This is a genomic window from Corynebacterium falsenii (assembly GCF_020099275.1).
GTDB lineage: Bacteria > Actinomycetota > Actinomycetes > Mycobacteriales > Mycobacteriaceae > Corynebacterium > Corynebacterium falsenii.
Genome location: NZ_CP083646.1, coordinates 665719 through 687887 on the forward strand (window position 1 = coordinate 665719; position 22169 = coordinate 687887).

Genomic DNA, 22169 nt, shown 5'->3' on the forward strand with positions numbered 1-22169 from the left:
GTGCGAATACGTGCAGATCACCGCGGCAGTGAGCCCTACTGGCCGAGGCGGCCGCCGTACTGGACGCTGCCCAGGAAGGCGTTATCCTGGTTCACCGCGATCTGCTCGTCCGAAGGCAGTGTGGTGGAATCCGCCATCGCGCCAGCACCGAAGGCCAATGCGCCACCGAGGACGATGCCTGCAACGGCAGCGACGATCAGCGCGCCAGCGGAACCGCGCTCGCGGGATTCGTTATCGTATGCCATGAATAATCCTGTTCTTCCAGGGACTGAGTTTCTCCAGTCTCTGCCTTAATCTTCGTCGCCGGCCGGGGGAACGATCAGCACCGGTCGGCCCGCATTCTTGATAATGCTATCCGACACACTGGAGTTTAGGAAAGATTTCCACCCAGAAAGTGCTCGCGTCCCCGTGACGATGAGGTCAACGTCTAGCTCCTCTGCAGCGTCCACGATGGCGCTCCAGACTGCTGTACCGGACTCTACCAGGAAAGGTTCGGTGACAAACCCATTTTCGCGGGCAATATCCACGCCCTCAGAGCAGATGTTTACGGCCTCGGCGTAGGCGGGGTCGTTCTCCTCCGGGTCGCCATTGGCGGATTCGGAGGACCACCCGTGCTGCATCATCCCGCTCATTCCGGCGGCGCGGGCGGCCTGGCGATGGATCGGCTCCCACACCGTGAGGATGTAAGCGTTTTTCGCGGACAGGAACCGTCCCGAGTGCTGTACTGCTCGTTTCGCCTGGTCGGAGCCGTCGTAGGCAATGAGGACCGTGTCGCCGTTCGGGTCGAAGGGCTGCTCGTTGGTGGACATATCTTTCCTCCTATTGTCTTCTGTCACTACGTTAGTCTTATGCGCCGTTACCTTGTTGCCCTATCCGCGATCTGTTGTCTGGCTGTTGCTGGTTGCTCCTCATCGTCGACGCCACCAGACTCCACCACCTCCCCGTCCGCCTCGGTGGAATCGACCGGGTCCGCTGCCTCGGGGGAGGCCACGGGGGATGCCGGTGCTCCGGGGACGGCATCCTGTGACCAGATCAAGGACCAGTCCACGGAGAAGCTGGCGGCCCGCCTGTTGGGAGTGGGCGTGACGGATTACGCCTCCGCCGAGCAGGCAGTGGACCTAGGTGTGCGGCACCTGTTCATTGGATCGCAGACGGACAAGTCCATCCTCAACGGCCAGGGCGACCCTAAGCGCAGCCTCGCGGAGTTGCAGCGGCGCGCGGGTGAGCCGCTGACGGTGAGCGTGGACGAGGAAGGCGGCTTGGTGCAGCGCCTGACCTCGTTGATCGGTGAGCTGCCGAGCGCGCAGCAGATGGCGCAAACGATGACTCCCGATCAGGTGCGCGACATGATGCGCGTCCACGGCGAGAAGATGCGGGCGCTGGGTATCACGGTGGACTTCGCTCCGGACGTGGATCTGGCCGGCGGCCAGGAGATCTCCGACAACGCGATCGGTTCCCGCGCGTTCAGTGCGGACCCGCAAACGGTTGCGAACTACGGCCGCGCCTACGCGGAGGGCCTGCTGCAGGCGGGCATTACTCCGGTGCTCAAGCACTTCCCCGGCCACGGGCATGCACAGGGCGATTCCCACAATGGTGAAGTCAAGACCCCGCCGTTGGATCAAATGGAGCAGGCGGACATGATTCCCTTCGCCCAGCTGGTGAGCATCCCCGGCGTGGATGTGATGGTGGGACACGTGGAGGTTCCGGGGCTCGGCGCGCCGGGCACGCCGTCGTCCATCAACCCCGCTGCCTACGAGTTGCTGCGCAAGGGCGGCTACGCGGGCGCGCCGGGATTCAACGGTGTGGTGTACACCGACGATCTGACGGGCATGAAGGCCGTCACGGATAAGTATCCGGGCGGGTTGGCCGCGGTGGCGGCGCTGTCTGCGGGTGCGGACATTTCCCTGGCTGCGGCAGGTGCCGTGGATATTCCCACGGTGGTGAAGGAGATCTCTGCCGCCATTGATGATGGGCGGATTGACCGGGCGCGCGCGGTGGAATCGGCGCAGCGCTCCTGCCGTTAGGCGGGGATGGGGAAAAGATTACAAATTGGATCCAAATGGGCTAACAAATTCACGGTTAGCTGCTTTCCGCGTTAAAATTGATGCGTGCAAAACTCGGGCAAAAATCACCATACTGCGAGCCTCCCCACCGGGGATGAGCTCGCAGCTGGTCATGATGCGCCGACCGTAGGCGATGGTGCTCGCCCGGTGAAGCCCCGCAAGAAGCGCCGTTTCCCCTTGTGGGCGTGGTTTCTCATCGCGCTGATCGGCCTCGGGGGCGTGCTCTATGGGGTGGACTACGCCATGAGTAAGGGGCAGGTTCCCCGTGGCGTGACCGTGGGCGGCGTGGATATCGGTGGCATGTCGGAATCGCAGGCCGAGCAGCGCCTCCGGCTCAAGCTGGGGGAGCAGGTCCGCGAGCCAGTCACCGTGAAGGCCGGCAACATGTCCTCGATGCTGGAGCCGACCCAGGCGGGCCTCCAGGTCGACTGGGGCGCCACCGTTAAGCAGGCGGGCAAGCAGCCGCTGAACCCGATCACGCGCATCCGGTCGTTCTTCGAGACGCGCGAAGTCGGCATTATCTCGAAGATCACGGACGAGCCGCTGAACCGCGAGATGAACCGCGTCAGCCGCGAGCTGACCCGGGAACCGCAGAACGCGGCACTTACCGTGAATACCGCCGGTCGCGCGGACATCCGGGATGACATTCCTGGCCAGACGATCGATCAGTCCGTCCTGCGCCAGAATGTCGTGGATAACTGGCTGAACACCAACCGCACGATCAACGGGCAGGCCACCATCGTGGAGGCCAATGTTCGCCGCGAGGCCGCTGATAAGGCGGTGAAGGATGTGCTCGATCCGGCGACGTCCGGCAACCTCGTGTTCCACGGCCGCGATGGCGTGGACGGGATCATCACCCCGCAGAACATGGGGCAGATCCTCACCTTCGTCCCTGATAACGGCGCGTTCCGCCCGGAGTGGAACACGGACGCGGTCCAAAAGATCCTTAGCGAGCAGCTGGGTTCCACCGAAACGGAGTACCGGGACGCTAGCTTCACCTTCGCGGGCAACGGTGTGACCGTGGTTCCCTCCCAGGATGGAGTGTCCATCACGTGGGACAAGACGATTGGCGATTTCGCGAAGAAGGCTCTGGATACCAAGAACCGCCAGTATGACGTCACCTACGAAGACAAGCCCGCCAAGTACACCACCGAGCAGGCGCAGAAGGCACACTTCGACGACGTGGTCGGCGAATTCACCACCGGCGGATTCTCGGATGCCTCGGGCGTGAACATCCGCCGCGTCGCCGAGATGGTCAACGGTGCGATTGTCCTGCCGGGGCAGACGTTCTCCCTCAACGGTTACACCGGCCCGCGTGGGCGGGCGCAGGGCTTCGTGGAATCCGGCATCATCATTGATGGTCACTCCGGCGAAGCCGTGGGTGGTGGCATCTCTCAGTTCGCCACCACGTTGTACAACGCCTCCTACTTCGCGGGCATGGACGACGTGGCGCACACGCCGCACTCCTACTACATCTCCCGCTACCCGGCCGGGCGCGAGGCGACCGTGTACGAAGGCGCGATCGACCTAAAGTTCCGCAACCCGTTCGATACGCCCGTGCGCATCGTCACCTCGGCTGATTCCAGCAGCGTGACGGTGAAGATGTACGGCGTAAAGCAGGTCAACGTGGAATCCATCCCCGGTCCGCGTACGAACCCCACCCAGCCGAAGCGGATGGAGCTCAGTGGCGACAAGTGCTCTCCGTCGAGCGGTGCGCCCGGATTCACCACCACGGACACGCGAGTGGTGCGCAACCTCGATGGGTCGGAGCGCTCGCGCAAGACCACCACCACGGTCTACGATCCTCAGCCCATCGTGAGCTGCAAACCGTAGCCCGAAGCCGCAGGTGTTTCCCGGGGGTCAAAAATCCCGGGTTCCCCGGTGAAATTGACAGTCAATCGACAGAGGGAAATATCCGTTCTGGGAGGGGCTTAAGCTACGATCTGATCTAGTTCGTACCAGCAAATTACATGATAGGCCCCTCATGCCGTTGACCTCGCGTACATGGCGCGCCAAAGTGCCAGATATCGTTTCGTGGATCAGTGTTCTCGCAGCCATCTTTAGCGTGATCGAGTACTTCGAGCGTTATTCCCGAAACCACGTCCTTAGTGTCATTCGCCCCGTGGTCGATGTGTTCAACATCGTGCACGGACCATCGATCTTCCTCGCTCTTCTATTGCTGGTTTTTGCTAGCGCAGCGTATCGCCGCAAGCGAGTGGTTGTGTGGCTCATCTGCCTTGTTCAGGTGTTCATGCTGGTCGTGATTGGGGTGGAGCTCGGAGCTCGGGACGATGTCGGTCAACCGGCGGGTGACTGGTACCTATATCTCAACGCGGCGATCTCCATCGTGATCCTGGTTGCGCTCCTACTGCTGCGCAACGAATTCACTTCTCACATCAACGCCGGTGCAGCGGTGAAAGGTGCTTTGGCCCTCGTGGTGGGACAGGCCCTGGTTTTGGTGCTCGGCTACTGGCTGGTGAACATTTGGCCGGGGCGTTTGGCCGAGGGATCAGTTCGGTTGGAATGGGTGGCGGCTTCCGCATTCGGCTACAACCTCTTTACCGAGGAATCGATTTTGCCGCACGGGGGTCACCTGTGGCTCGCGTGGGTCATTTCTGTGTTGTCGCTCGTTGCGCTTTTGGTGTCTTTGCGTATCTTTTTGCGCAGCCAAAAGCCTGGGTTGCGCTCCGCTCAGGATGACCTCGACCTGCATAGGTGTCTAGCCGATTATCCGGGCGATTCTCTGAGCTACTTTGCCACTGGCAATGTTCGCCAGGTGTGTTTCTCCCGCGATCGCAAGGCAGCGGTGAGCTATGCCGTGGTTGGCGATGTCGCCCTGGCGGGCGGTGATCCCATCGGCGACCCAGCGTCGTGGGAGGACGCGGTCAGTGAGTGGCTAAAGTATGTCTACCGCGCCGGGCACGTTCCCGGGGTCATTAGTTGCTCCAACACGGGGGCGCGTGTGTTCCGTGCCGCAGGCTTCCGCATCCGCGCCATGGGCGACGAGGCGATCGTGGTCGTCGACGACTTCAACAGCAACCTGCCAACCACCAAGCCCTTGCAGGAGGCCCGCCGCCGCGTGCAGCGCGCGGGCGTGGACATCGAATGCCGCAAGCTCCTGGCGCTCTCCGATGACGAGCGCGCGGAAGTCGCCGATGCCGCGGAGAGGTTCCGCCGCGGCGACGAGCGCGGTTTCTCCATGGCCTTAGATCGTTTCCTCGAGCCTCTCGACGGTGACCAGACCGTGGTGACCGCCCGGGATACCGAGGGCAACCTCGAGGCAGTGCTCACCTTCGTGCCCTGGGGCAGGCAGGGTCTCAGCCTCAACCTCATGCGCCGCAGCCGCACCAGTACCAACGGCGTGATTGAGGCCATGGTCCTCAACCTCATCGACTACTGCCGCGAACACCGCGTGGAAAAGATCTCCCTCAACTTCGCCATGTTCCGGCACGTCTTTGAAGAAGGCGAAGCCGTGGACGCAGGCTTCACCCAACGCGCCCTGCGCAACTTCATGGTGTTCGCTTCCAAGTTCTGGCAGCTGCAAAGTCTCTACGAAAGCAATGCCCGTTACCTTCCGGAATGGCAAACGCGCTACTTCGGCTACCCCGGCACGTGGCAGATGACCTCCATCATCATTGCCTCCGGTCGCGCGGAAGGCTTCCTGCCCGGCCTGGGCTGGGAACCGCCGGGTACGCCCTCGTGGGTTCGCGACGAGGAGCACATCCGTGCCGTGCGCAAGATCTATGAGGACGCCGTCCAGATCGACTACGAGCCCGCCAAACTCAACGAGCAGCAGCGGGTCCGCCGGGCGAAGGCAACCCGCCTGGAGGCGGCCGGAATGCATCCCTACCCGCCGGGTCAACCCCAGGAACGCCCCGTCGCGGTGAGCCTGGTGGATTCCCACGACGGCGAGGAGATCTGGGTGCACGCTCGCATCCAGGCCAAGCGCAACCACGGCGGCCTGACGTTCGTGGATCTCTACGATGGCCTCTCGGGCACCCAGGCATTGTTCGGAAGCCACGCGGCATCCGACTACGCGCTGGTCAGGCTCCTTGACGTGGGAGACACCATCGCGGTCCACGGCCGGGTTGGTACCTCGAATACCGGCGAACGCACGGTGTTCGTGGATCAGTGGCGCATGCTCGCCAAGTCGCTGCGCCCCGTCCCGCCACCGTCTGTGGCGATCGACCGCCAGACGTTGGCGCGCGACCGGACCCTGCAGTTCATCAACCAGCCCCGCAGCATGACGCTACTGCACTACCGCTCCCGGGCCGGAGCTGCCCTGCGCCGTTTCCTGACCGACGAGGGTTACTCCGAGGTGGAAACCCCCATCCTCAACCCGGTCAGCGGTGGCGCCAACGCCCGCCCGTTCTTCACGCACCTGAACGCCTACAACGCGACCGTGAGCCTGCGCATCGCCCCGGAGCTCTACCTCAAGCGGCTCGCCATCGGCGGCATGAAGGCCGTGTTCGAGCTGGGCAAGTCCTTCCGCAATGAGGGTGTGGACGCCACCCACAACCCAGAGTTCATCTCGTTGGAGGCCTACAAGGCAGGCAGCGATTACACGGACATGCGGGAGATGACGGAAAGCCTCATTCGGGCGTCGATCCAAGCAATCCACGGAAAGCAGGTCATCTGGCAGCCGAAGGATGTCATCGAAGATCTTCATGCTCGACGCCTCCCCACGGCGCCCGAACTGCACCTTTCTGAGGGACCCGGCGTGGCAGATCCGACCGCGAGCGAGGAGGAACGCGCCTACTCGGATGTGTTCCACAACAGCCCGGTTGAGCTGGTGGAAGTGGATGTGTCCGAGCCGTGGCCGGTCGTGACGGTTCTGGAGGGGATCTCCGTGGCGACCGGACAGCACGTGGATTCGGACACCAGTGTGGAGCAGCTGTGCGCGCTGGCCGAGAAGCACGGGGTAGACGTGGGTATTGAACCCTCATGGGCACACGCGGTGAACGAACTCTACGAGGCACTGGTGGAGCCCACCACCAGCTACCCGACGTTCTACACGGACTTCCCTGCGGAAATTAGCCCGCTGACGCGCGGACACCGTTCGGACGAGAAACTGGCGGAGAAGTGGGATCTGGTGGCCTTCGGCATGGAGCTCGGCACTGCCTACACGGAGCTGACGGACCCGCGGGAGCAGGCGAAGCGCTTCTACGAGCAATCACTGGCGGCGGCCGCGGGCGACCCGGAGGCGATGAGCCTAGACCAGGACTTCCTCGATGCGATGGAGCTCGGTCTGGTGCCGACTGGTGGCATGGGCATGGGCTTCGACCGCATGGTGATGCTGATCTGCGGTACCGACATCCGCCAGGTCATCACGTTCCCCTACGTGCGGCCGCTGGAGCGGTAAACACCGCTGGCGCTTGAATGGAGCCGATGACGGGAATCGAACCCGCGCCGCCTGCTTGGGAAGCAGGAGTTCTACCATTGAACTACATCGGCAAGGACACAAGACACTCGCGCGTACAGGGCGCCGTGCTGTGCTGATCAATGATCCTAGCACTGCGCCCGAAAACTCCCGAACAACAACCCCAACTAGCCCAACGCCGGTGGGAAAAACGTTAGACTGAACAACGTGCTTCTTTCAGACCGTGACATCCGCGCCGCCATTGAATCGGGCGAACTTGCCATCGAACCTCACAGTGATGAGATGGTGCAGCCCTCGAGTATCGACGTGCGGCTGGACGGCCTGTTCCGGGTGTTCAACAACTCTAAGTACACCCACATCGACCCGAAGCTCCCCCAAGAAGAACTCACCACGCTGGTGGAATGCCCCGATGACGAGGCCTTTATCCTCCACCCCGGTGAGTTCGTGCTCGGCGCAACGCTGGAGAAGTTCACCATCCCCGCTCACCTCGCGGGTCGCCTAGAAGGCAAGTCCTCCCTGGGGCGGCTGGGTCTGCTCACGCACTCCACCGCGGGCTTCATTGACCCCGGCTTCAGCGGCCACATCACCCTAGAGCTGTCCAACACGGCGAACCTCCCGATCGCGCTCTACCCGGGCATGAAGGTCGGTCAGCTTGCTCTGTTCAAGATGACGAGCCCCGCCGAGTCCCCCTACGGGACCGGTTCGCTGGGCAGCAAGTACCAGGGCCAGCGCGGACCCACCCCGTCCAAGGCCTACCTCAACTTCCGAAACAACACTTAGATACCACTTATCGTGCCACAACCAGCAATTTCCTTTAACCACCTCACCGTCACCTACCCACCCACCACCACGCCGGCCGTCAAGGACTTCAGCCTCGACGTGGCCGAAGGCACCACCACCGTACTGCTGGGATCGTCTGGTTGCGGCAAGACCACCCTGCTGCGCACCGTCAATCGCCTCGTGCAGCCCACCGAGGGCACGGTCTACGTCAACGGCGATGATGTTCGCACCCAAGACCCCGTGAAACTGCGCCGCTCCATCGGTTACGTGCTGCAAAATGCGGGGCTGCTGCCACACAAGACCGTGGCAGACAATATCGCCAGCGTGCTGCGCCTCAACAAGGTTCCCAAGAATGAGGCCAAGGAGAGGGCTGCTCACACCGCCGACCTGGTGGGCCTGTCTCCAGAGATGCTGAACCGCTACCCGTCCCAGCTATCCGGAGGGCAGCAGCAGCGTGCTGGCGTCGCCCGAGCGCTAGCCGCCGATCCGGATATCCTCCTGATGGATGAGCCATTCGGCGCGGTCGATCCGATTGTGCGCCGTGGCCTGCAAGACCTCATGTTGGATCTGCAGAAGCGGCTGAACAAAACGGTCGTGCTCGTCACCCACGATGTGTCTGAGGCCATGACCCTCGCCGACCATATCGTGCTGCTCAAGGAGGGCGCGCAGATCGCGCAGCAGGGCTCACCCAAGGATCTGGCGTTACACCCGGCCGACGAGTTCGTGCAAGACTTCCTGCAGGCCACCACTCGCGATCTCAAGGTCGTCAGCCAGGATGGCCGGGATGTGGTCGTGGATTCCCGCGGTGGCATTGTGGGTGTGCTTGATGAGTAGCCCCGCAAGCAGCTGGCTCAACACGTCCTGGATCTCGTCGAACACGCAGATGATCTGGAACCTCACGGTGGACCACATCAAGCTGGCCGTGCCGGTGATCGTCCTCGTGTTCTTCCTCTCGATCCCCATCGGCTACGCCGCCCACCGCGCCGGGTTGTCGAGGCGCTGGAAGCCCGCGCGCTCGGCCGTCATCGTGGCGACGGGCATTCTGTACGGCATTCCTTCGCTAGCGCTGTTCGTGGTGTTGCCGGTGATCCTGGGAACGTCCGTGCTGAGCCCGCTGAATGTAATCGTTGCCCTGCTGCTGTACGGCCTGGCGCTGCAGGTTCGTGTGGTTGCCGAGGCGTTCGACGCTGCCGATCCCACCGCTAAACTCGCCGCCACCGCCATTGGCTATTCGATGTGGCAGCGCTTCTGGCTGGTCGACTTGCCACTGGCAGGCAACTCCATCGTGGCGGGCATGCGCGTGGTCGCTGCATCCACAATTTCCCTGATCTCAGTCGGCGCGCTGATTGGTGTGAGTTCCCTGGGCGATCTACTCACCGCCGGTTTCCAGCGCAGTTTCCCCACCCAGATTTTGGTGGGGATCGTCGGGATCGTGGTGCTAGCCATTGTGGCTGACATCGTGCTCGTCATCGCCGGTCGGTTGGCTATGCCGTGGCGGTCGAAGGTGGTGGCGTAAATGTTGTCCCAAACCATCTCCATGCTCACGGATCCGGCCTCGTGGACCGGTTCCGGTGGGTTCATCGCCCGCATCGTGGAACACCTGCAGATCAGCTTCATAGCCCTAGCTCTCTCGCTACTCATCGCGTTGCCGTTGGGCCTGGTTATCGGTCACACGGGCCGCGGGCGTGGCCTGATCGTCGGGACGTCCGGCGCCCTGCGCGCGATCCCGTCGCTCGGTCTACTGACGGCGCTGGCGCTGATCATTCCCGGCGGCGTTGCCAACGCCATGATCCCGTCGCTCGTGGTCCTGGTGGTGCTTGGTATCCCACCGATCCTCGCTGGAACGTATTCGGGTATCGACGCCATCCCGGCCCCCATCAAAGACGGCTCCACCACGATCGGATATTCCCCGCTGCAGGTATTGGGCAGGGTAGAGATCCCGCTGGCCATTCCGCAGATCATCGATGGCATCCGGTCCTCGCTGCTACAAATCATCTCGACGGCGACCATTTGTGCCTACCTGGGCATCGGTGGCCTGGGTCGGTACTTGATCGACGGCCTGGCCACGCGAGACTACCCAGAGGTGTTGTCCGGTGCGGTAATTGTGATTGCAATTGTCCTATTTTTCGAGATACTCCTGGCGAGCCTCGGTAAGCTGGTGGCACCCAAGGGCTCGCGAGAGTCCAGCCACAACTAATCGCGATACGCGAAGAGGACCACGGATATACCCCATGATGACCACCAAGACCACCCATTCAACAGGCTTGTTCGGATCGATGAGCACTAAGATCGCGGCGGTGGTGGCCACCACCGTGTTGGGGTCTACTGCCCTTGTCGCCTGCGGAGCCAACGAAGACCCAACGGCGACTAATGACGGGAATGACAGCACCGTCGCCGTGGGTTCTGCGAACTTCCCAGAGAGCGAGATAATCGGGCAGCTCTACACACAGGTGTTGCAGAACGCAGGCGTGAACGCCAACTTCCAGGGCGGCATCGGTGCTCGCGACGTGTACCTAGCTGCCCTGCAGAAGGGCAGCATTGACCTCGTCCCGGAATACTCCGGGAATGCTGCGCAGTACTACGCCAAGGGCAAGCCGGAAGAAGCTGACCTGGGTCCAGGCACCGAACCTAAGGAGGTGCTGTCGACCCTAGACAAGGTGCTCCCCGAAGGAATATCCGCGGGAGAGGCTGCCCCCGCTGAATCCCGCGACTCGTACCGCGTGATGCCGGACTTCGCCGCACAGCACCACCTCACCAGCCTGAGCGATCTGGCCGCTTTCGCCGAGAACAACACGATCAAGCTCGCCGGCAATCCGGAATTAGAGACCCGCCCCTACGGCCCCGAGGGGCTCGAAAAGGTCTACGACGTTCCCAAGAGCAAGATCGAGTTCCAGCCGATCAGTGATGGTGGCGGCCCACTGACCGTCAACGCCCTCAAGGACGGCACCGTCAACATGGCGGACATCTACACCACTTCCCCAGTGCTGGATCGCTCGGGTAACGAGGTCTCCGTGGTGGAGCTCAAGGACCCCAAGCGCCTGATCCTGGCTCAGCAGGTCATCCCACTCATGCGGACCGATTCCCTCAACGACAAGGCCAAGGATGCGCTGAAGAAGGTTCAGGAAAAGCTCACCACCGATGACCTCAAGCAGATGAACCTGCGCAACTCCGGCAAGGAAAAAGCCGAGCCCAAGCAGATCGCCCACGACTGGCTGAAGGACAAGGGGCTGGTGAGCTAAAACATCACCTCCACGTAAACCTCCGTTTACTTCGTTCGGGTAAGAATGAACCCTATGCGTATGACAGTTTTCGGTACGGGGTATCTCGGTGCCACTCACGCGGCCTGCATGGCTGAGCTGGGGCACGAGGTACTGGGAGTAGACGTTGACGAGGCCAAGATCGAGGCCCTAGCAGCAGGGAGGGTTCCCTTCTTCGAACCCGGGCTCCCAGAGATTCTTCGCCGGAATATCGATAACGGCAGGCTCTCCTTCACCACCGATTACGACCGCGCCGCCGAGTTCGCGAACGTGCACTTCATCGGCGTGGGCACCCCTCAGCGCAAGGGTTCTTATGCCGCAGACACCACGTACGTCCACGCCGTGATCGAGCGGCTCGCCAGCGTGGTGGAGGGCGATCACCTCATCATCGGAAAATCCACCGTGCCCGTCGGGACAGCCACCGAGCTGCAGTCCCGGGCGGATGTGTTGCTAAGGGAGCGTGGTGGCGTCGAGAATTACGGCGAAGCCGACAAGCCCACTCCGACCATGACCGTGGTGTGGAACCCGGAGTTCCTCCGCGAGGGGCACGCGGTGAAGGACACGCTGCACCCAGATCGGATCGTGGTGGGCGTGCCGGACTACCTGGCCGGCAGCGGCGAGGAACCGCAGAGTGTGGGCACGATTCGGGAGATTTATGCGTCTGCGCTGGGTGAAGGCACGCCCTTCCTCGTGATGGATCTGCCGACCGCGGAGCTGGTGAAGGTCTCGGCCAATGCGTTCTTGGCCACGAAGATCTCGTTCATCAACGCCGTCTCCGAAGTCTGCGAGGCCGCGGGTGCGGATGTGACGGCGCTCGCCGATGCCATCGGGTTCGACGAGCGCATCGGTCGGAAGTTCCTCGGGGCCGGGCTCGGATTCGGCGGCGGCTGCCTGCCGAAGGACATCCGCGCGTTTATGGCCCGGGCCGGTGAGCTGGGTGCGGACCAGGCGCTCACGTTCCTCCGCGAGGTCGACGCGATTAACATGCGGCGCCGCGAAAAGACCGTGGACATGGCCAAGGACGCGCTGGGCGGCAGCCTGATCGGGCGCAACGTGACCGTGCTCGGCGCGGCGTTCAAGCCCAACAGCGACGATGTGCGCGATTCGCCGGCGCTGAGCGTGGCCGGATCGCTCTCGCTCGCGGGCGCGACCGTGACGGTGTACGACCCCGAGGCGATGGACAATGCTGCGAAGCTATTCCCCACGCTGAACTACGCTGCCAGCACCGACGAGGCGCTGGCGGACGCCGAGCTGGTCATCGTGGCGACGGAGTGGAAAGAGTTCCAGAACCTCGATCCGACCCGCACGAAGCAGCTCGTCGCGGGCACCCCGAAGGTCCTCGATGGGCGGAACTGCCTGCCGCGTCAGGAGTGGATTAACGTGGGCTGGGAGTTCCTGGCGCTGGGGTTAGGCGCGTAGCGCTTAGCCCTACTGCTTGTACGAGGCCAGGAAGTTGCCGAGGCGCTCGATGGCATCGGAGAGGTCACGCGACCACGGCAGCGTGACCACGCGGAAGTGATCCGGGGTGGGCCAGTTAAAGCCGGTGCCCTGCACGAGGTGGATCTTCTCGGCGCGCAGCAGGTCGAACATGAACTGCTCGTCGTCGTGAATATCATGCACGTTCGGATCCAGCCGGGGGAAGGCGTAGAGCGCACCCATGGGCTTCACGCAGCTCACGCCGGGGATCTCGTTGAGCTTCTCCCACGCCGTGTTGCGCTGCTCCAGCAGGCGACCGCCGGGAAGCACGAGGTCGTCGATGCTCTGGCGGCCAGAGATCGCCACCTGGATGGCGTGCTGTGCGGGAACGTTCGGGCAGAGGCGGGTGCCGGCGAGCACGTTGAGGCCTTCGATGAAGCCCTGCGCGTGCCCCTTCGGCCCGGTAATGACCATCCATCCGGAGCGGTAGCCCGCCACGCGGTAGGCCTTGGACAGGCCGTTGTAGGTGATGCACAGCAGGTCGGGTGCCAGGGAGGCGATGTTGATGTGCTTCGCGCCGTCGTAGAGGATCTTGTCGTAGATTTCGTCCGAGAGGATGAGAAGGGAGTGCTCGCGCGCCACATCCACGATCTGCTGCAGAACTTCCCGGGAGTACACCGCGCCGGTCGGGTTGTTCGGGTTGATGACCACGATCGCCTTGGTGCGCTCGGTGACCTTGGCCTTGATGTCCTCGATGGAGGGCATCCAGTCGTTTTCCTCATCGCAGAGGTAGTGCACGGGCCGGCCACCGGACAGGGAGGTGGAGGCCGTCCACAGGGGATAGTCCGGGGAGGGGATCAGCACCTCATCGCCGTCGTTGAGCAGCGCCTGCATGGTCATGGTGATGAGCTCGGATACACCGTTGCCCAGGTAGACGTCCTCCACGTCGAACGTGGGGAAATCCGGGATAACCTCGTAGCGGCTGAAGATCGCGCGGCGGGCGCTGATGATGCCCTTGGAGGTGGAGTAGCCCTGGGCGGTCGGAAGCGCGGCGATCATGTCGCGCATGATCACGTCTGGCGCCTCGAAGCCGAACACGGCGGGGTTGCCGGTGTTGAGCTTGAGGATGCGGTGGCCGTCCGCTTCCATCCGCTCGGCCTCGGTGTTCACCGGGCCGCGGATTTCGTAGAGGACGTTTTGCAGCTTCGTGGACTGATCCAGCGTGCGGAGCTCGCTGGGCCGTTTCGGGGTACTCATTCTTTCTATTGTGCCATCTTCACTACCCGTCAGTGCACTGATCCCACTTGCCCTACTGGTTGGTCGGGCCTCCAGTGGTGACGGGAGGTTGCTGCGCCGTGGGCTTGGCCGTTGGTTGCTGGGTGGGCTGAGATGTTGGCTGGGTCGGCGGCTCATTGGTGCCGGGGTTACCAGTTTCCGGCTGCGATGGTGCCTCAGACGGTGTTCCTGGCTGCTGCTCCACTGCGGATTCCTCGGGAGTATCTTCGCTCGTGGTCCTGCTCGTTGCGCCTGAGCCACCGCTGGAACCGGATCCGGATTGCGAGCCCGATCCGGAGCCATAACCACCGCTAGAGCCGCCCGTGTCTCGACCACCGCGAAGTGCGTTCTCCTTATCGTCGTACTTACCGGTGGTGGTCGCTGCAGGGTAGGAGGGGGTCACCTGTGTCGCTTCTCCCACGCCACCGGTCGTGGTGGTCTTGGCGCTGCTCATGACGGCAAACGATACGATCGCGCTGAGGAGGGCGAGCACCAGCCCAACAGCCAGGATCCAGGCCCAGACTGGCATGAAATCTCTGGCCTTCTTCCAGATCGAGGTATTCTCGCCGCCAGTCTCCTGAGCCGCAGCCTTGTCGCCGTCGGATTTTTCGCTGTCGGCCTTCTCACTGTCGGACGTATCGCCGGTCTGCGTGGAGCTCTTAGCGCCCTGTGTCTTGTCATCCGTCGCGTCGGAATCAGCAGTCTTGTCAGTCTTTTCAGACGTGGCGCCGTCGGTTGGCTTTTTGAGCGGGGAGGATTCTTCTTCCGCATTGACCGCAGGGATGACGGCCGTATCGGCACTGTCCAACGAGTCTCGACCGCCGGTAGAGAGCTTGTTCTCTCCGTTGTGAGGGACGTTGGCACCCTGAGATGTTGCCTGTGCGTCCTTGGTGTTGGACGACGGTGTTGCCTTCGCCGGGGGCTGGGCATCGGCGGAGCCGTTGGCGTTCGGTTGTCCACCTTGTGTGGAATCGTCAGCAGTCATGGAGCCAGTATGTACCTTCAGATAACGAGCGAGGGGGGATTTCTGCGGATATTTCTACTGTAGTCAAGTAGCCCCCGATATCCCATGTGCCCTGTTCAGGGCGGGTCCCTTTTCTTTCCTCACCTTCGACGCCACAAGGCCCGGCACCTATCGGTGCCGGGCCTTGTGGGACCTCAGGGGGCGTTGCCCCGGGGGGGGGGCTACTTACCTGGTGCGCCAGGGGCTCCCGGTGCGCCGGGAACAATCTGGCTCAGCTTGATCGCGCCGCCGTCGGTCGTGGCAGCGGGGCTAGCCGGGGTTTCCTGGGAGGATTCCTCCTGGGAGGGAGCTTCCTCTGCAGCTTCCTCAGCGGGGGCCGCAGATTCAATGGACTCAGCGGACTCTGGAGCCTCGGCATCCGAAGTATCCTCGGTCGGCTCAGCCTGCTGGACCTGCTCCGCCTCGGCCGGACGTTCGGCCTCAGCAGGCTCGCTTGCCGGAGCAGCCGGAGCTGCGGCGGCAGGTGCACTCGGTGCACTAGGTGCGCCGGGAGCGCCCGGAGTCATAGCACCGAGCTTGATGGGGCCGCCGTTCTTAGGAGCCTCCGCGACGGGCTGCTCGGACTGGGTTGCCGCAGCGTAGTCCTTCGGAGCTTCCTCAGTCTTAGGGGCAGCAGGTGCCTTCGGTGCGCTAGGAGCCGCAGGAGCTTCTGGTGCCTTGGTGGCCTCCTCTTCAGCAGGGGAGTCAGTGGATTCTGCCTTCGGCGCCGCCGGTGCAGCAGCGGCTGCAGCGGCTGCAGCGGCTGGGGCGGCAGCCGGAGCGCCTGGTGCACCAGGCGCACCCGGAGCGGTGGAGCTCAGCTTGATGGGCCCACCGTCCTTCGGAGCCTCGGGGACGGGTGCTGCAGCGTCGTCCTTCGGTGTTTCCTCAGCCTTGGGTGCTGCAGGAGCCTTCGTCGCAGCGGGAGCGGCCGGTGCGCCTGGAGCCTTGGGCGTGCCAGGGGCTGCAGGAGCGCCCGGAGCACTCGGGGCCTTCGGGGCGCCTGGGGCTGCGGGAGCCTTGCCCGCAGCAGGAGCACCTGGAGCAGCAGGTGCGCCGGGAGCCTTGGGAGCGCCAGGAGCAGACGGTGCCTTTGGTGCGCTGGGTGCGCCCGGAGCCGCGGGAGCCTTGCCTGCGGCAGGAGCGCCCGGAGCGGCAGGTGCCTTCGGTGCACTCGGTGCACTCGGTGCAGATGGTGCAGCAGGCGCGCTCGGTGCTGCGGGAGCCTTCGGGGCTCCAGCCACACCAGCAGCGGTACCAGCAGCAGCGCCGCCGGCGGCAGCAGCGGCCTGCTCCTTCTCGGCCTTCTTCTTCGCTGCCTCTTCGGCCTTGCGCTTCTTCTCGGCTTCGGCCTTCTTCTTGGCCTCTTCCTCGGCCTTGCGCTCGGCTTCCTCGCGGGCCAGCTTTTCCTCGTCAACCCAGCCACGCTCCGGCGGTGCCAGGAACTCGGGGCTCTTGGGTGCGGGCAGCTTGCCGTCGACCAGGATGGACTCGCGGAACATCTGGGAGATATCCAGGACCTGCGTGCGGTCGTTCTTGTCCTCGATGTCTGCCTGCCGGTTGTTCACACCATCGGTCATCATGGTTTTACAGAACGGGCAGCCAATGGCGATGGCTTCTGCGCCGGTGGCCAGGGCCTCGTCGGTACGGTTCAGGTTGATGCGCTCGCCGATGTTTTCTTCCATCCACATGCGGGCACCACCAGCACCACAGCAGAAGCCGGTGTTGCGGTTGCGTGGCATTTCGTGGAGGTCAGCACCGGAAGCCTGGATCAGCTCACGCGGTGCCTCGAACACCTTGTTGTGGCGGCCCAGGAAGCAAGGATCGTGGTAGGTCACCTGGCGGCCGGACTGCGGTGCAGCGACCGGCTCCAAGCGGCCCTCGCGGATCAGCTTGTTGAGCAGCTGGGTGTGGTGGACAACGTCGTAGTTGCCGCCCATCTCCGGGTACTCGTTGCGTAGAGCATTGAAGCAGTGAGCACAGGTCACAACGATCTTGCGCTGCTTCGGCGGGACACCCTCGAAGGTGTTGTCTAGGATCTCGATGTTTTGCTCGGCCATCATCTGGAACAGGAACTCGTTACCGGCACGGCGTGCAGAGTCACCGGTACAACCTTCGCCCTCGCCCAGCACGGCGAACTTCACACCAGCGGTGTATAGCAGCTCGGCGACGGCGCGGGTGGTCTTCACAGCGTTGTCGTCGTACACACCGGCGCAACCGACCCAGAACAGGTACTCGGTGTCGTCGAAGTTCTCCACGTCCTCGCCGAAGACCGGCACCTCGATGCCGTCGGCCTTGGCCTTTTCGATCCACTCGGAGCGCTTGTTGTTGTTCTGGCCCCAAGGGTTGCCCTTGGTTTCCATGTTCTTGAACAGGCCACCCAGCTCGGTGGGGAACTCAGACTCCACCAGCACCTGGTAGCGGCGCATGTCAACGATGTGGTCGATGTGCTCGATATCCACCGGGCACTGCTCCACACAGGCGCCACAGTTGGTGCAGGACCACAGCACGTCGGGATCGATGACACCCATCTCGCCGGCGCCCACGAGCTGCAGCAACGGCAGGTCAGCGTGTGCTTCCATCGCCGGATCGTCCAGCAGTGCGGTGTCTCCACCCTCGTGCTGGGTGAACATGCCCTGGCCACGATCTGCGTTAGCGCGGGTGGCCTGCAGGTACGGTGCGGAGTCGATGGCGTGGTCACGCAGGTTGGTGATCAACAGCTTCGGGCTCAGCGGCTTGGCAGTGTTCCATGCCGGGCACTGTTCCTGGCAACGTCCACACTCCGTACAGGAGGTGAAGTCCATCCAGCCCTTCCAGGTGAAGTCCTCGATCTTGCCGGCGCCGATGGTGTCCTCTTCAGGATCGGCGTTCTCCATGGTGAGCTTGCGGCCACCGGAGGTCAGCGGCTTGGCCTCGCCCAGCGCGTTGCGGCCGTCGGAGTTGCGCTTGAGGAAGATGTTGAAGAAGGCCATGAAGCGGTGCCATGCCACGCCCCACTTGATGTTCTGGCCCACGATGAACAGCCAGACCATGCCGGAGAGCAGCTTCACCAGCGCGAACACGCTCACGAGCAGCGGCGATTCGGGAAGGATCTTCGCCAGCTGCATGGTGAAGAAGTCGGTGGCCACGTGACCGCCGTCGTACTTGGCGAAGGTGGCGATCTTGCCCGCCTTCACCAGCACCATGCCCAGGCCCTCGAGGAGCACCACGGCTTCCACGAAGTAGGCCGCACCGGCGTTGGACCCGTAGAAACGGGCCTTCTTTTCCTTGTCGCCGATGCGCTGGCGGATGATGATCAGGGCCGTGATGCCCAGGACGGTACCGAGGCCCAGGATCTCGTCAACGAAGTGGTAGATCGCCCAGTCGCTGATGATGGGCCAGCCGCCCTCGGGGTTGAAGGTCTGAATGTACGCCTCGAACCACACGAGGGAACCCAGGATGAAGCCGATCATCACGAACCAGTGCGCGATGGCCACGCCCGGCTTCTTGGCCATCTTGGTGTGGCCCAGGAATTCCTTAATCAGGTTGGCAAGACGTGCTCCCGGGTTGTTCGTCCGGGGAAGCGCTGGTTGTCCCAGGCGGATTGTGTTCACGATGTGAACAACGCCGCGGATGAAGACTACCCAGGCGGGGATGGAAAGCAGTGCGCCGATGATGCCGAGCGGTACCGTGATTTCCCACGGGATGTCGGAGTGCGTCGCCTGCCCTGCTGCCTGCAGGTACATGTGGTGCTCCTCGCAAAGGCCAAGTATGTATGAACTAATTACTTACTGGTGCAGATTATCAGGGCAAGGAGCAGTTTTTGTACTTTTCACCACACCTCTGACGTGCCCATATCGGCAACACAAATGTTGTGAAAATACGGCGCGTGAGCGGCTGCTCTACGCCCCCGCGCCGCCAGTCGTTGCAATGTCAATCATCGTCTTGCGGGCATGCTTGCCCTCTCTGCTGTTGGTGAGGTGGAACATGTGGATCGCACCCGGCTGGTAATGCTCGGTTGTCGGTACTCCCTGTTTCTTTATTTTCGACGCCACAGCCCGTGCATCCGGAAGCGAGAGATCTTTGTCGCCACAGAACACATGCAGGTCAGTGCTCCCCAAGGTGGCGCGAATGACCTCGGGGTCGAGGTGAATCGGGCTGACGGCCGGGTGGGAGGTAGCAGTCTGCGCGTCGGTCACGCCCATCGCTACGAGCCCCTGTGACCACAGCGCTCCCTGCCGGCGGAGCTGCTCCGCGTTGAGGAGGGGATCGACGGCCTCGTACTGCGGAATGTCCGGATTGGCTAGGTCCATATCCACCCATGGTGCGTTGAGGATAAGCGACGTGGGGGTAGGGCAGGGGGTGGGGAAGGTGAGCGCGCCCAGGGCAAGGCTGCCACCAGCGGAGTCGGCAATGATTGTGACTTTATCTGCACCGTGGTCGGTGACCAGCTGTGAATACACCTCGCGCACCAGGGGGAGGGCCTGTTCCACGGTGTGGTCGGGGAGTAGCCCGTAGAGCGGGACCTCCACGCGCAGGCCCGCCTCGGCGAGCTGCCCCACGAAGTCCCAGTTTCGTTCCTTGATGGGGTTCACGAACCCGCCGGGAAGGATGTAAAGGACCGCGCGGTCGGCGGCTTGGGCGGGGGAGAGCTCGTGGAGGGCCTCGGCGCTGGCGCTGTGCCCATCCGTCGCGCCGAATTGCATGGGGGCGATGGAGTAGACGGGGAAACCGAGGATCTCGCGCTCGTTGACTGCGAAGTGTTGGCGCAGGGCGTGTGGCGGTTCCGCAGGAGAGGGTGGTGTGGGGTCACTGGTGGCGTCGAAAGAAGGGTGGCGATGACCAGACAACCAGGCGCGAAGACGCATCGAGAGACTCATGGGGACAGCCTACAAAAAAATTTTTCACAAAAGTTGAGCGAGTTGGGAACAACTTTGAGCAGCGAGTAGTTGTAGGAGATGTGAGCAAGTTGAGTGGCACAAACTCAAGTCAGCTTGACGAGACGCAAAATTTGCGGATACTGGTCACTAGAAGTTGAAGCGAAGTTGAGTCAGCCACACTAAAGGCTCGAGTTAATATTCGCCCCACAAACATAGGAGGAAACAACAATGGGACGCGCAGTAGGAATCGATCTGGGTACCACCAACTCTGTGGTGTCTGTCCTTGAAGGCGGCGACGCAACGGTTATCGCCAACTCCGAGGGCTCCCGTACCACCCCATCCATCGTGGCTTTCGCCAAGAACGGCGAGGTGCTCGTCGGCCAGTCCGCTAAGAACCAGGCAGTGGCCAACGTTGACCGCACCATCCGCTCCGTGAAGCGCCACATCGGTACTGACTGGACCGTCAAGATCGACGACAAGGAATACACCGCACAGGAGATCAGCGCTCGTATCCTCATGAAGCTCAAGAGGGACGCCGAGGCTTACCTGGGCGAGGACGTCACGGACGCCGTTATTACCGTGCCCGCATACTTCAACGACGCACAGCGCCAGGCCACCAAGGACGCGGGCCAGATCGCAGGCCTCAACGTGCTGCGCCTCGTGAACGAGCCCACCGCGGCCGCACTGGCCTACGGCCTGGAGAAGGGCGACAAGGAACAGACCATCCTGGTGTTCGACCTCGGTGGCGGTACCTTCGACGTCTCCCTGCTGGAGATCGGCGACGGCGTGGTTGAGGTTCGCGCAACCGCTGGTGACAACGAGCTGGGTGGCGACGACTGGGATCAGCGCATCGTCGACTGGTTGGCTGACAAGTTCAAGGCAGCCCACGGCATCGACCTGCGCAAGGACAAGATGGCCCTGCAGCGTCTGCGTGAGGCAGCCGAGAAGGCAAAGATCGAACTGTCCTCCAGCCAGCAGGCATCCATCAACCTGCCTTACATCACCGTCGACGAGGACCGGAACCCGCTGTTCCTCGACGAGACCCTGTCTCGCACCGAGTTCCAGAAGATCACTCAGGATCTGCTGGACCGCACCAAGGCTCCGTTCCAGTCCGTGCTGAAGGATGCTGAGATCAGCGTTGACGACATCGACCACGTGGTCCTCGTGGGTGGTTCCACCCGCATGACCGCCGTGACCGATCTGGTCAAGGAGCTGACCCACGGCAAGGAGCCCAACAAGGGCGTGAACCCGGACGAGGTCGTGGCCGTCGGCGCTGCCCTGCAGGCTGGCGTGCTCCGCGGCGAGGTCAAGGACGTGCTGCTGCTGGACGTCACCCCGCTGTCCCTCGGTATCGAGACCAAGGGTGGCGTGATGACCAAGCTCATTGAGCGCAACACCACCATCCCGACCAAGCGTTCGGAGACCTTCACCACCGCTGAGGACAACCAGCCTTCGGTGCAGATCCAGGTCTTCCAGGGTGAGCGCGAGATGGCAGCCCACAACAAGCTGCTCGGCAGCTTCGAACTGGGCGGCATCGCACCCGCACCCCGCGGTGTGCCGCAGATCGAGGTGACCTTCGACATCGACGCCAACGGCATCGTGCACGTCACCGCGAAGGACAAGGGCACCGGCAAGGAAAACACCATCAAGATCCAGGAAGGCTCCGGCCTGTCCCAGGAAGAGATCGACCGGATGGTGAAGGACGCCGAGGCTCACGCTGAGGAGGACAAGAAGCGCCGCGAGGAGCAGGAAGTCCGCAACTCCGCAGAGTCCATGGCATACCAGACCCGCAAGTTCGTCGAGGACAACAAGGAGAAGGTGTCCGAGGAGACCCAGAACAAGGTCGAGGACGCAGCTAAGGCTGTGGACGAGGCCCTGAAGGGTGACGACCTCGAGGCCATCAAGGATGCAGTGGAGAAGCTCTCCGCTGAGTCCCAGGAGATGGGCAAGGCTCTCTACGAGGCCGAGGCCGCACAGGCTGGCGAAGCCGGTGCAGCTGGCGCCGCAGGTGCTGAGTCCGGCTCCGAGGATCCCAACGTTGTAGACGCTGAGGTCGTTGACGAAGACGACGACAAGAAGAGCGACAACAAGTAAGCCTTCACCGCCCCGGGCCCAGCTGTGGGCTCGGGGCGTTCA

The 22169-nt window shown here is 62.9% G+C and carries 16 protein-coding genes and 1 tRNA gene; 10 read left to right on the top strand and 7 right to left on the bottom strand.

The annotated features are described in order from the left end of the window. Nucleotides 1-35 precede the first annotated feature (35 nt). Together LA343_RS02995 and LA343_RS03000 are read right to left on the bottom strand one after the other, a co-directional pair. Nucleotides 36-245 carry a DUF2613 domain-containing protein gene (locus LA343_RS02995; RefSeq protein WP_025401882.1) on the bottom strand — a complete coding sequence of 70 codons (210 nt, stop codon included), beginning with the start codon at nt 243-245 and terminating at the stop codon, nt 36-38. A gap of 45 nt (nt 246-290) precedes the next feature. Continuing rightward, a complete protein-coding gene (locus tag LA343_RS03000) occupies nt 291-809 on the bottom strand; it encodes a universal stress protein (protein ID WP_039910837.1) in 519 nt (172 codons plus the stop codon). 39 nt (nt 810-848) lie between these two features. Here LA343_RS03000 and LA343_RS03005 point away from each other — a divergent pair, with 39 nt between their 5' ends. The 3 genes from LA343_RS03005 (at nt 849) to lysX (ending at nt 7425) form a co-directional block, all read left to right on the top strand. Further along, a complete protein-coding gene (locus LA343_RS03005) occupies nt 849-2024 on the top strand; it encodes a glycoside hydrolase family 3 N-terminal domain-containing protein (RefSeq protein ID WP_039910839.1) in 1176 nt (391 codons plus the stop codon). Nucleotides 2025-2210: 186 nt separating this feature from the next. Beyond that, nucleotides 2211-3896: a VanW family protein gene (locus LA343_RS03010; RefSeq protein WP_025401885.1), complete on the top strand. Its 1686-nt coding sequence runs from the start codon at nt 2211-2213 to the stop codon at nt 3894-3896. A 151-nt stretch (nt 3897-4047) separates the two neighbouring features. Next, the gene (gene lysX / locus LA343_RS03015) at nt 4048-7425 is read left to right on the top strand and encodes a bifunctional lysylphosphatidylglycerol synthetase/lysine--tRNA ligase LysX (RefSeq protein ID WP_025401886.1); all 3378 of its coding nucleotides are present in this window, start codon (nt 4048-4050) and stop codon (nt 7423-7425) included. Nucleotides 7426-7443: 18 nt separating this feature from the next. Here lysX and LA343_RS03020 read toward each other — a convergent pair. Further along, nucleotides 7444-7517 (bottom strand) — tRNA-Gly (locus LA343_RS03020). A 133-nt stretch (nt 7518-7650) separates the two neighbouring features. Between LA343_RS03020 and dcd the strand changes: the two genes are divergently transcribed. The 6 genes from dcd to LA343_RS03050 all read left to right on the top strand — a co-directional run bounded on the left by dcd (nt 7651) and on the right by LA343_RS03050 (nt 12899). Continuing rightward, a complete protein-coding gene (dcd, locus tag LA343_RS03025; RefSeq protein WP_025401887.1) occupies nt 7651-8223 on the top strand; it encodes a dCTP deaminase in 573 nt (190 codons plus the stop codon). Nucleotides 8224-8235: 12 nt separating this feature from the next. Then, nucleotides 8236-9057: an ABC transporter ATP-binding protein gene (locus LA343_RS03030; protein WP_396021869.1), complete on the top strand. Its 822-nt coding sequence runs from the start codon at nt 8236-8238 to the stop codon at nt 9055-9057. Continuing rightward, nucleotides 9050-9739 (top strand): ABC transporter permease, encoded by a 690-nt coding sequence (locus tag LA343_RS03035; protein WP_025401889.1) that lies wholly within the window; start codon nt 9050-9052, stop codon nt 9737-9739. Before LA343_RS03030 ends, LA343_RS03035 begins: the two co-directional genes overlap by 8 nt. Beyond that, entirely contained in the window at nt 9740-10420 is a 681-nt protein-coding gene (locus LA343_RS03040; protein WP_025401890.1) for an ABC transporter permease, read from the top strand. Nucleotides 10421-10499: 79 nt separating this feature from the next. After that, nucleotides 10500-11462 (top strand): ABC transporter substrate-binding protein, encoded by a 963-nt coding sequence (locus LA343_RS03045; RefSeq protein ID WP_039911083.1) that lies wholly within the window; start codon nt 10500-10502, stop codon nt 11460-11462. 54 nt (nt 11463-11516) lie between these two features. Continuing rightward, a complete protein-coding gene (locus LA343_RS03050) occupies nt 11517-12899 on the top strand; it encodes a UDP-glucose dehydrogenase family protein (protein WP_039910840.1) in 1383 nt (460 codons plus the stop codon). Nucleotides 12900-12908: 9 nt separating this feature from the next. Here LA343_RS03050 and LA343_RS03055 read toward each other — a convergent pair whose 3' ends face one another. The 4 genes from LA343_RS03055 to LA343_RS03070 all read right to left on the bottom strand — a co-directional run bounded on the left by LA343_RS03055 (nt 12909) and on the right by LA343_RS03070 (nt 20033). Beyond that, the gene (locus LA343_RS03055) at nt 12909-14153 is read right to left on the bottom strand and encodes a pyridoxal phosphate-dependent aminotransferase (protein WP_025401893.1); all 1245 of its coding nucleotides are present in this window, start codon (nt 14151-14153) and stop codon (nt 12909-12911) included. Nucleotides 14154-14205: 52 nt separating this feature from the next. Further along, nucleotides 14206-15156, bottom strand: a complete 951-nt coding sequence (locus LA343_RS03060; protein WP_025401894.1) for a hypothetical protein — start codon at nt 15154-15156, stop codon at nt 14206-14208. A 200-nt stretch (nt 15157-15356) separates the two neighbouring features. Next, on the bottom strand, nt 15357-18899 hold the full coding sequence (locus tag LA343_RS03065) for a (Fe-S)-binding protein (protein WP_025401895.1): 3543 nt from the start codon (nt 18897-18899) through the stop codon (nt 15357-15359). Nucleotides 18900-19055: 156 nt separating this feature from the next. Continuing rightward, complete coding sequence (locus LA343_RS03070; RefSeq protein ID WP_081737250.1) at nt 19056-20033, bottom strand: alpha/beta hydrolase fold domain-containing protein; 978 nt, start codon at nt 20031-20033, stop codon at nt 19056-19058. A 228-nt stretch (nt 20034-20261) separates the two neighbouring features. Between LA343_RS03070 and dnaK the strand changes: the two genes are divergently transcribed. Beyond that, the gene (dnaK, locus tag LA343_RS03075; RefSeq protein ID WP_025401897.1) at nt 20262-22127 is read left to right on the top strand and encodes a molecular chaperone DnaK; all 1866 of its coding nucleotides are present in this window, start codon (nt 20262-20264) and stop codon (nt 22125-22127) included. Nucleotides 22128-22169 lie beyond the last annotated feature (42 nt).